The 9,543-nt window shown below is 66.4% G+C and carries 9 protein-coding genes and 1 pseudogene; 5 read left to right on the plus strand and 5 right to left on the minus strand.

Annotated features, from left to right (window positions below):
- From ADBZ5N_RS14785 to ADBZ5N_RS14795, 3 genes and pseudogenes are all read right to left on the minus strand, one after another.
- Positions 1 to 240, minus strand: a pseudogene (locus ADBZ5N_RS14785) (thiolase domain-containing protein); the annotation flags it as partial.
- Positions 240 to 1,301: a thiolase family protein gene (locus ADBZ5N_RS14790; protein ID WP_526258615.1), complete on the minus strand. Its 1,062-nt coding sequence runs from the start codon at positions 1,299 to 1,301 to the stop codon at positions 240 to 242. The gene ADBZ5N_RS14790 and the pseudogene ADBZ5N_RS14785, both read right to left, overlap by 1 nt.
- 18 nt (positions 1,302 to 1,319) lie before the next feature.
- Positions 1,320 to 2,315 carry a Zn-ribbon domain-containing OB-fold protein gene (locus ADBZ5N_RS14795; protein WP_526258617.1) on the minus strand — a complete coding sequence of 332 codons (996 nt, stop codon included), beginning with the start codon at positions 2,313 to 2,315 and terminating at the stop codon, positions 1,320 to 1,322.
- Positions 2,316 to 2,397: 82 nt separating this feature from the next.
- Here ADBZ5N_RS14795 and ADBZ5N_RS14800 point away from each other — a divergent pair, with 82 nt between their 5' ends.
- The gene (locus ADBZ5N_RS14800; RefSeq protein ID WP_526258619.1) at positions 2,398 to 3,429 is read left to right on the plus strand and encodes an LLM class F420-dependent oxidoreductase; all 1,032 of its coding nucleotides are present in this window, start codon (positions 2,398 to 2,400) and stop codon (positions 3,427 to 3,429) included.
- Between the two features lie 2 nt (positions 3,430 to 3,431).
- Here the strand turns inward: ADBZ5N_RS14800 and ADBZ5N_RS14805 are convergent, their stop codons facing one another.
- Entirely contained in the window at positions 3,432 to 4,145 is a 714-nt protein-coding gene (locus tag ADBZ5N_RS14805) for an acetoacetate decarboxylase family protein (protein ID WP_526258621.1), read from the minus strand.
- 56 nt (positions 4,146 to 4,201) lie between these two features.
- Between ADBZ5N_RS14805 and ADBZ5N_RS14810 the strand changes: the two genes are divergently transcribed.
- The gene (locus ADBZ5N_RS14810) at positions 4,202 to 5,413 is read left to right on the plus strand and encodes a cytochrome P450 (RefSeq protein ID WP_526258623.1); all 1,212 of its coding nucleotides are present in this window, start codon (positions 4,202 to 4,204) and stop codon (positions 5,411 to 5,413) included.
- 93 nt (positions 5,414 to 5,506) lie between these two features.
- On the opposite strand, the gene ADBZ5N_RS14815 is transcribed toward ADBZ5N_RS14810, so the two are convergent.
- Positions 5,507 to 6,301, minus strand: a complete 795-nt coding sequence (locus ADBZ5N_RS14815; protein ID WP_526258625.1) for a crotonase/enoyl-CoA hydratase family protein — start codon at positions 6,299 to 6,301, stop codon at positions 5,507 to 5,509.
- A 23-nt stretch (positions 6,302 to 6,324) separates the two neighbouring features.
- Between ADBZ5N_RS14815 and fadD19 the strand changes: the two genes are divergently transcribed.
- From fadD19 to ADBZ5N_RS14830, 3 genes are all read left to right on the plus strand, one after another.
- On the plus strand, positions 6,325 to 8,001 hold the full coding sequence (gene fadD19 / locus ADBZ5N_RS14820; RefSeq protein WP_526258627.1) for a medium/long-chain-fatty-acid--CoA/3-oxocholest-4-en-26-oate--CoA ligase: 1,677 nt from the start codon (positions 6,325 to 6,327) through the stop codon (positions 7,999 to 8,001).
- Positions 8,001 to 9,125, plus strand: coding sequence for an NAD(P)H-dependent flavin oxidoreductase (locus ADBZ5N_RS14825; RefSeq protein ID WP_526258629.1), 1,125 nt, complete (start codon positions 8,001 to 8,003; stop codon positions 9,123 to 9,125). Before fadD19 ends, ADBZ5N_RS14825 begins: the two co-directional genes overlap by 1 nt.
- 21 nt (positions 9,126 to 9,146) lie before the next feature.
- Positions 9,147 to 9,543: thiamine pyrophosphate-binding protein (locus tag ADBZ5N_RS14830; protein ID WP_526258631.1), on the plus strand; the 397-nt coding region annotated here is incomplete at its 3' end.

The raw sequence follows: 9,543 nt of genomic DNA on the forward strand, positions 1-9,543 counted from the left end.
TGGCTTGTCGGTCGCACCGAGGGCGTCGACCATGAACAACTCGGGCATCATGACGCCCTCGAAGAAGTCCGGGGCCTTGCCGACCACCACGGCGTCGATATCGTCCAAAGTCGTGTCGCTGTCGGCCAGGGCTTTGTCGATCGCCTCGCGCACGAGACCGTTCATCGATACGTCGGTGCGCTTGGCGACGTACTTCGTCTGCCCGGTACCGAGTACGGCGGCCAGATGCTTGCCTGCCATCAGTTGCGTCCCTCCAGCACAGCCACCAGATTCTGTTGCAGCACAGGTCCGCTCGTCGCATGAGCGAGCACCCGCTGTGCCGAGCCGTCGAAAACATGGCGTGCGGCAAAGCCGATCCGCTCCAAACCGGTGGAGAACATCGGATTGGCGGCCAGCGCCCCTCCGGAGGGATTGATCTTGGTCGACTCGGTCAGCCCGATCGCTTCGCTGAGGATCAACTGCTGGTGGGTGAACGGTGCATAGATCTCCGCCACATCGATCGACCCAACGTCGCCGCCGGTCGCCGCCCGGGCGGAGACCGCGGTCGACGGGGAGGTGGTCAAGTCGCGCGCTCCGATCACCGGAGTCTCTATGCGGTGCTCGAAACCCGTTATCCAGGCGGGCCGATCGCGTAACTCCCGGGCCCGGTCGTCGGCCGCCAGCACGATCGCCGAGGCCCCGTCGGTGATCGGCGCGATGTCATGGCGGCGCAGCGGATCGGCGAAGAACGGCCGGCTGAGAAGCTCGTCGACGCTCTTCGCGGGCTTCTCCGAATCGGTGCGCTGCGCGGCGGCGAAACTCTCCAGAGCGACCTGCGCCATCTGCTCGTAGGTCCACTTGCCGGCCTGCAGGCCCAGTCGTGCCTGTAGAGCCGCCATGGACACCGCGTCGGGCATCAGCGGTGCAACCGTGTACGGATCGGTCTGCAGTGCCAGCACCCGACGCAGTGTTCCCGCACTGGACTTGCCGAATCCATAGACCAGCGCGGTGTCGACCTGCCCGGTGAGCACCTTGATGTAGGCCTCGTACAGCGCCCAGGCTGCGTCCATCTCGACGTGGGACTCGTTGATCGGCGGGACAGCACCGATCGAGTCGATGGCGTTGAGGAAGGAGAATGCGCGGCCGGCGAGGTAATCAGAGGATCCTGAGCACCAAAACCCGATGTCCCGCTGGGTGATACCGAGATCGGCATACAACTCGGCGAAACATGGCATCAGCATTTCCACGCCGTTGGTGGTGCCTTCGGTCCGGCGGACGTGCGGCGCGTGTGCGAAGCCGACGACGGCAACTTCTCTGCTCATCTGCGGTCCACGTCCCCTTTACAGGTGGTGCTTGTAGCTGTCGTAGTCGGCATCCGGGTCCCCGGAGGGCTCGAAGTGTTCAATGTTGTCGATGCCCAGACCCCATTGGTCCCGGGGTTTCCAGACCGCCTGCACCCGCATGCCCATCCGCACGTCTGCTGCGTCGATCCCGGTGACCAGATGCAGGAACGGGATGTCGGCACCGTCGAGCAGGATGTAGGCCGCGACGTAGGGCGGAGTGATCCGCTGACCGGCGAACGGGATGTTGATGATCGCGAACGTCGTGACGACGCCCTTGTCGGACAACTCGACGAATTGATCGAGCGCCTTGCCGGTGGCCGGATCCGCTTCGCGCGGAGGGAAATACACCTTGCCGCCGTCGCCGGCGCGGGCACCCAGCAGCGTGCCCAACTGCAGTGCACGCAGGTAGATGCTCTCCGGGGCCGACGCGCTGTGCTCGACGGCGAGGCTCTCGGGCACCACGATCATCGTGATCGGCTCACGGTCGTCGGCCTGATCGGCATCGTCGGGTATCCGCTCCGGCGTATCGCCGAGGGAGAAGTAGGCGATGTCGGTGATCGCCCCGACCGGTTCGCCGACCCAATGCGCATGGACCCGGTCGCCGGTCTTGAGCCCGTCCGGCGCGTCGACCGCGTGCAACAGTGGGGTGTCGGCGCCGTCGAGCGTGATCAGGGCCCAGGCGAACGGCCGGTCCAACGGCTGACCCTCCAGCGGACGGGCCTGCCAACTCCACGACACCACTGTCCCGACGCTGTCGACCGGCACGATCTCGGTCAGCCGTTCACAGGTGACGGGGTCGTACTCGACGACGGGAACGTGCACCCGCCCGTCGGAACCGCGGATCCCGACGATGCGGCGACTGCGCAGTGCTGTGAAGAACGCGCCCAACGTCGGGCCCACTGAACGGGTGTAGTCAAATGACAGTGTCAGCGGCGCGGAAAGCGGTGGCTCGTGGGAATCTATCAAGGCCGAGATGCTCTGGCTGACGCTCACAGCATCGAGTAGAACAGGTTCTAACTAGGCTGGCAAGAACTGCTCGTCAGGACTGCGCACAGGAAGGAAGAGAGAGACAGCGATGAAACTCGGTCTGCAACTCGGGTACTGGAGCGCCCAGCCTCCCACCAACCACGCCGAGTTGGTGGCCGCCGCCGAGGAAGCCGGCTTCGACACCGTCTTCACCGCCGAGGCGTGGGGCTCGGATGCGTTCACCCCGTTGGCGTGGTGGGGACGGCAGACCACCCGGATGCGGCTCGGGACCTCAGTGGTGCAGTTGTCGGCGCGGACCCCGACCGCCTGCGCGATGGCGTCCCTGACGTTGGATCACCTCTCCGGCGGCCGGCACATCCTCGGCCTGGGTGTGTCCGGGCCGCAGGTGGTCGAGGGTTGGTACGGCCAGCGGTTCCCCAAGCCGTTGGCGCGCACCCGGGAATACATCGACATCCTCCGCCAGGTGTGGGCCCGACAGGCCCCGGTGACCAGTCCCGGCCCGCACTACCCACTGCCGCTGACCGGAGAGGGAACCACCGGGCTGGGCAAGTCGCTCAAGCCGATCGTGCACCCGTTGCGGGCGGACATTCCGATCATGCTCGGCGCCGAGGGCCCCAAGAACATCGCGCTGGCGGCGGAGATCTGCGACGGGTGGCTGCCGATCTTCTACTCGCCCCGGCTGGCGGATATGTACAACGAATGGCTCGACGAGGGCTTCGCCCGCCCGGGTGCCCGACGCACTCGGGCCGACTTCGAGATCTGCGCCACCGCACAGGTTGTCGTCACCGATGACCGTCCCGCCACCTTCGAGATGATCAAACCCTTCCTGGCCTTGTATATGGGCGGCATGGGCTCGGAAGACACCAACTTCCACGCCGAGGTGTACCGCCGGATGGGTTATTCCGAGGTGGTCGACGGCGTCACCAAACTCTTCCGGTCCGGCCGCAAGGATGAAGCCGCCGCTGTCATCCCCGACGAACTGGTCGATGATGCCGCGATCGTCGGCGACATCGACTATGTCCGCAAGCAGATCGCGGTGTGGGAGGCGGCCGGGGTCACGATGATGGTGATCGGGGCGCGAAGCCCTGAACAGATCCGGGAAGTCGCCGCGCTGCTATGAACTCAGCGCAGTACGTGCGCGTCCCCGAACGTCATCTCCACGTTGCCCACCGAGCCGGACACCATCGCGCGCTTGGGCAGGCCCAGGCCGGCCAGTTCCCGGGCGTAGGGATGGTCGCCGAGCTCCAGCCGGGCCCCGCCGGGCCGGAATCGCACTTTGGAATTCCGCATTTCCCACGGGACTTCGCGGGTCGTGCCGTCGGCGTGGGTGTACGTCTTGAGTACCTGGGGCTTGGATCTCATCGGGATCGGGAGGCCCCGTTTGAATTCGATGCCTGCGATCAGCGAACCGCCCTCCGACACCGAGAAGCTGAACGGGTTGGCATCCCGAACGCTGAACTGCGCCATGATTTTCGGGAAACCCCAGATGGTGCGGCCGGCCTCCAGGGTGAACGACTGGTCGACCGGCAGATGATGGATGAACGCCGCGGCGTCCGACAGGGCCGGTATGCCGGTTGCCGACGAGCCGGGCGGGTTCACCATGACGCAGGTGCCGAACTCGTGGTAGCGCCCGAGATCGCCGTCGAGGTAGCGGGCCAGCATCAGCGTCACCACGGCGCGGTCCGGACGGAATCGGCACACCTGCAGCCCGCTGTCGTCGATCAGCCGCTGGGCGGCATCGGCCGGAACCGAGAACATCGCCGTGTGCACATCGGCCCGGCGGATCCGCACCGGCATGGTCAACACGGTGCCCGCGATGGTGTGCTGGACGGCCATGGTGCCACTGTAGACCTGGCCACAGACCCGTCAGCCAAAAGATGTGGAGAGCGACCATGAGCGAGACCGCACGGCCCGACGTCGACCTTTCCGACGGAAGCTTCTATGCGGACGGCCGGGCCCGGGAGGCCTACCGATGGATGCGGGCGCATGAACCGGTGTTCCGGGACCGCCACGGCCAGGCGGCCGCGACCACCTACCAGGCGGTGATCGAGGCCGAACGCAACCCCGAACTGTTCTCCTCGACCGGGGGCATCCGGCCGGATCAGCCCGCCATGCCCTACATGATCGACATGGACGACCCCGCACATTTGTTGCGACGCAAGCTGGTCAACGCCGGCTTCACCCGCAAGCAGGTGATGTCCAAGCTCGCCGGGATCGAGACGTTGTGCGACGTTCTCGTCGACGCGGTGTGCGAGCGCGGCGAATGCGACTTCGTCCGCGACATCGCCGCACCGCTGCCGATGGCCGTCATCGGGGACATGCTCGGGGTGGTGCCCGCCGACCGGGCAACGCTGCTCAAATGGTCTGACGACTTGGTGTGCGGGCTGAACTCCCAAGCCGACGAGGCCGCCGTGCAGGCGCTGATGGATGCCTTCGCCGGTTACACCGCCTACGCGACTGAAACCACCGCCAGGCGCCGCGCCGAACCCACCGACGACCTGTTCTCCATCCTGGTCAACGCGCAAGTTGATGGTCAGCGGATGAGTGATGACGAGATCGTGTTCGAGACGCTGCTGATCCTGATCGGGGGCGACGAGACAACCCGTCACACCCTGTCCGGTGGCACCGAGCAGTTGCTGCGTCATCCCGACCAGTGGCGGCGCCTCGTCGATGACCCCGAACTGATCCCCACGGCGGCCGAGGAGATGCTGCGCTGGACCTCGCCGGTGAAGAACATGTGCCGAACCCTCACCGCCGACACCGAGTTCCACGGCACCGAGCTTCGCGAAGGCGAAAAGGTCATGCTGATGTTCGAATCGGCGAATTTCGACGAGGCGGTGTTCGGCGACCCGGAGAACTTCCGTATCGACCGCAATCCCAACAACCACCTGGCATTCGGATTCGGCACCCACTTCTGCCTGGGAAACCAGTTGGCCCGCCTCGAACTCACCACGATGCTGCGCACGATCCTCACGCGACTGCCGGACCTGCGGCTGGCCCCCGATTTCATGGACTCCGCGCTGCCGCTGCGGCCGGCCAACTTCGTCAGCGGCCTGGAGGCCATGCCCGTCGTGTTCACCCCGTCGGCGCCGGTGCTGGTCTGACGCCGAGTGTGCGTCTACTGCGAGAAGTCGGAGAATTTGTAGCGGTGTGTTCACGTTCGGCGGTCGAATTTCGCCGTGGACGGCGCGAACGCGCTAGCGCATCTTGAACTGTGGCGCCCGCTTCTCCTTGAACGCCAGCGGCCCTTCCCTGGCGTCCTCGCTCAAGAACACCTCGATGCCGATCTTGGTGTCGACCTTGAAGGCCTCGTTCTCGTGCAGGCCCTCGGTCTCGCGGATCGACCGCAGGATCGCCTGAACCGCGAGCGGCCCGTTGCCCGCGATCACTTCGGCGATCTCCAGCGCCTTCTCCAGCGCCTGGCCATCAGGCACCACATGCCCGATCAGCCCGTACTCCAGCGCTTCGGCAGCCGTGATGTGCCGGCCGGTCAGCAGCAGATCGCAGGCGATGGTGTAGGGGATCTGGCGGACCAGACGCACCGCGGATCCGCCCATCGGGTAGAGGCTCCAGCGTGCCTCGGAGATGCCGAACTTCGCGCTCTGCCCGGCCACCCGGATGTCGGTGCCCTGCAGGATCTCCGTGCCGCCCGCGATGGCCGGGCCCTCGACGGCGGCGATCAGGGGTTTGGTCAGCCGCCGCCCCTTGAGCAGACCGTCAATACGTGACGGGTCGTAGCTCCCGTCCTTGAACGAGTCACCCGGCGGCTTGGCGGTGGCGGCCTTGAGGTCCATCCCGGCGCAGAAGTAGCCGCCGGCACCGGTCAGGATGCACGCCCGGATGTCGGGATCGTTGTCCACCCGGTCCCAGGCCTGCACCATGATCGACAGCATTTCCCCGGACAGGGCGTTGCGGGTCTCCGGGCGGTTCATCGTCACGATCAGGACGTGCCCGCGCTGTTCGATGAGGGCGTGGGCATTCTCGGGGGCCATGGTTAGTCGCCTTCCGGTCGCACTTGTGGAGAACTGTAACAGGTTCTAGTTTAGGTTCTGTGGCCCTGAATATCGCCGACCTTGCCGAGCACGCCATCGACGCCGTACCCGACCGGGTGGCCCTGATCTGCGGTGATGAGCAGATCACCTACGCCGAGTTGGAAGACAAGGCGAACCGGTTCGCCCACTATCTGATCGACCACGGTGTGCACACGGGCGACAAGGTCGGCCTGTACTGCCGCAACCGCATCGAAATCGTCATAGCGATGCTGGGCATCGTCAAGGCCGGCGCCATTCTGGTCAACGTCAACTACCGCTACGTCGAGGGGGAGTTGCGCTATCTGTTCGACAACTCCGACATGGTTGCCTTGGTGCACGAACGGCAGTACGCCGACCGGGTGGCAGGTGTGCTGCCCGAGACCCCGAACGTCAAAACGGTGGTTGTCGTCGACGACGGCAGCGACGGTGACTACGCCCGTTACGGCGGAGTGGATTTCGACGACGCACTAGCCCAGGGGTCCCCGGAACGCGACTTCGGGGAGCGAAGCCCCGATGACATCTATCTGCTCTACACCGGTGGCACCACCGGATTCCCCAAGGGCGTGATGTGGCGCCACGAGGACATCTACCGGGTGCTGCTCGGCGGCACCGACTTCGCCACCGGCGAGTTCGTCAAGGACGAATACGACCATGCCAAGCAAGCCGCCGCCGCCCCGCCGATGATCCGATTCCCGATCCCGCCGATGATCCACGGCGCCACCCAGTCGGCCACCTGGATGGCGCTGTTCGCCGGTCAAACCGTTGTCCTGGCACCGGAATTCAACGCCGACGATGTGTGGAAAGCCATCGAGAACCACAAGGTGAACCTGCTGTTCTTCACCGGCGACGCGATGGGCAGGCCGTTGCTCGATGCGTTGGAGGCCAGCATCGACAGCCGCGACCTGTCGTCGCTGTTCCTGCTCGCCAGCACCGCGGCACTGTTCTCACCCAGCCTCAAAGAGCGCTTCCTGGAACTGCTGCCCAACCGGGTGATCACCGACTCCATCGGTTCTTCGGAGACCGGCTTCGGCGGCAGCAGCATCGTCGCCAAAGGCCAGACCCAGGCCGGCGGTCCCCGGGTCAGCATCGACAAGAACACCGTCGTCCTCGACGACGACGGCAACGAAGTCCAACCCGGTTCGGGGGTTCGCGGGATCCTCGCCAAACGCGGCAACATCCCGGTCGGCTACTACAAGGACGAGAAGAAGACCGCCGAGACCTTCCGCACCATCAACGGCGTGCGCTACGCCATCCCGGGCGACTACGCGATGGTGGAGTCCGACGGCACCGTCACCATGCTCGGCCGTGGCTCGGTGTCGATCAACACCGGCGGGGAGAAGGTGTACCCCGAGGAGGTGGAAGCCGCACTCAAGGGCCACCCCGAGGTGTTCGACGCCCTGGTGGTCGGGGTGCCCGATGAGCGTTACGGGCAGCACGTCGCCGCCGTGGTCGCCCCGCGCTCCGGTAAGCGCCCTACCCTGGCCGATCTGGATGCGTTCGTGCGCAAGGACATCGCCGGCTACAAGGTCCCGCGCAGCCTCTGGCTGGTCGATGAGGTGAAGCGCTCACCGGCCGGCAAGCCGGACTACACCTGGGCCAAGCAGCAGACCGTGGCGCGGCCCGCCGACGAGGTGCACGCCAAACACGGGGGAGGCAACTGATGCGCACCGAACTGTGCGACCGCTTCGGCATCGCCTACCCGATCTTCGTCTTCACGCCGTCGGAGAAGGTCGCCGCCGCGGTCACCCGCGCCGGCGGAATGGGTGTGCTGGGCTGCGTGCGGTTCAACCAGTCGGACGATCTCGACGCGGTGCTCGATTGGATGGATGCCAACACCGACGGAAAGCCCTACGGCGTCGATGTGGTGATGCCGGCGACGATTCCCACCGAGGGCACGAGCGTGGACATCAGCAAGCTCATCCCGCAGACACATCGGGACTTCGTCGCCAAGACGCTGGCCGACCTCGGTGTTCCGCCGCTGCCGGAGGACGGGGCGGGCAGCGAGGGGGTGCTGGGCTGGCTGCACTCGGTGGCCCGGTCCCACGTCGACGTCGCCCTTGGGGGGCGCCACCGAATCAGCCTGATCGCCAATGCTCTCGGCTCACCACCGGCCGATGTGCTCGCGCAGGCCCATGCCGCCGGGGTGCCGGTGGCTGCGCTGGCCGGAGCAGCCAGCCACGCCCGCCGACATGCCGACAACGGCGTCGACATCATCGTCGCGCAGGGCTACGAAGCCGGCGGTCACACCGGTGAGATCGCCTCCATGGTGCTGGTCCCCGAAGTGGTCGACGCGGTGGGGGACACCCCGGTGCTGGCCGCCGGCGGAATCGGCACCGGCCGCCAGGTGGCCGCCGCGCTGGCCCTGGGCGCATCGGGGGTGTGGATGGGCTCGGCGTTCCTGACCGCCGCCGAATACGACCTGGGAGTCCGCAGCGACAAGGGCCCCTCGGTAATCCAGGAAGCGCTGCTGGCCGCCACCTCCGGCGACACCGTGCGCCGCCGGATCTACTCGGGCAAACCGGCCCGGCTGCTCAAGAGTCGCTGGACCGACGCCTGGGATTCCGATGGCGCCCCCGAACCGCTGCCGATGCCCTTGCAGAACGTCCTGGTGGCGCAGGCGCACCAGCGGATGAGCCTGTCCCAGGATCCGACCGCGGTGGCGATGCCGGTCGGTCAGATCGTGGGCCGGATGAACGAGATACGCCCCGCCGCAGCGATCGTCGCCGAACTGGTCAGCGGTTTCGAGGCGGCGACCCGGCGTCTTGACGGCATCCGAGGTGACTGAAACCCGGCTAGAGTCGTCCCGGTGAACGGCGCGCAAGCACTCATCACGACACTGGTGGACAACGGCGTACGGGTGTGTTTCGCCAACCCGGGCACCTCGGAGATGCACTTCGTCGCCGCACTGGACGCCGTGCCCGCCATGCGCGGCGTCCTCACTCTTTTCGAAGGAGTTGCCACCGGCGCCGCCGACGGATACGCCCGCATATCGGGCAGTCCCGCCGCCGTGTTGCTGCATCTTGGACCCGGCCTGGCCAACGGCCTGGCCAACCTGCACAACGCCCGGCGGGCCCGGGTGCCGATGCTGGTCGTGATCGGCGACCACGCCACGTACCACAAGAAGTTCGACGCGCCACTGGAGTCCGACATCGACTCGGTCGCCGGCACCGTCTCAGGCTGGGTGCGCCGCACCATGCACACCG

Source organism: Mycobacterium sp. (assembly GCF_044370595.1).
Classification (GTDB): Bacteria; Actinomycetota; Actinomycetes; order Mycobacteriales; family Mycobacteriaceae; genus Mycobacterium.

Excerpts from the sequence above, each read along its gene's own strand:
- ADBZ5N_RS14805 (WP_526258621.1), bottom strand. The coding sequence starts at position 4,145 with ATGGCCGTCCAGCACACCATCGCGGGCACCGTGTTGACCATGCCGGTG.
- ADBZ5N_RS14790 (WP_526258615.1), bottom strand. The coding sequence starts at position 1,301 with ATGAGCAGAGAAGTTGCCGTCGTCGGCTTCGCACACGCGCCGCACGTC.
- ADBZ5N_RS14800 (WP_526258619.1), top strand. The coding sequence starts at position 2,398 with ATGAAACTCGGTCTGCAACTCGGGTACTGGAGCGCCCAGCCTCCCACC.
- ADBZ5N_RS14815 (WP_526258625.1), bottom strand. The coding sequence starts at position 6,301 with ATGGCCCCCGAGAATGCCCACGCCCTCATCGAACAGCGCGGGCACGTC.
- ADBZ5N_RS14810 (WP_526258623.1), top strand. The coding sequence starts at position 4,202 with ATGAGCGAGACCGCACGGCCCGACGTCGACCTTTCCGACGGAAGCTTC.
- ADBZ5N_RS14825 (WP_526258629.1), top strand. The coding sequence starts at position 8,001 with ATGCGCACCGAACTGTGCGACCGCTTCGGCATCGCCTACCCGATCTTC.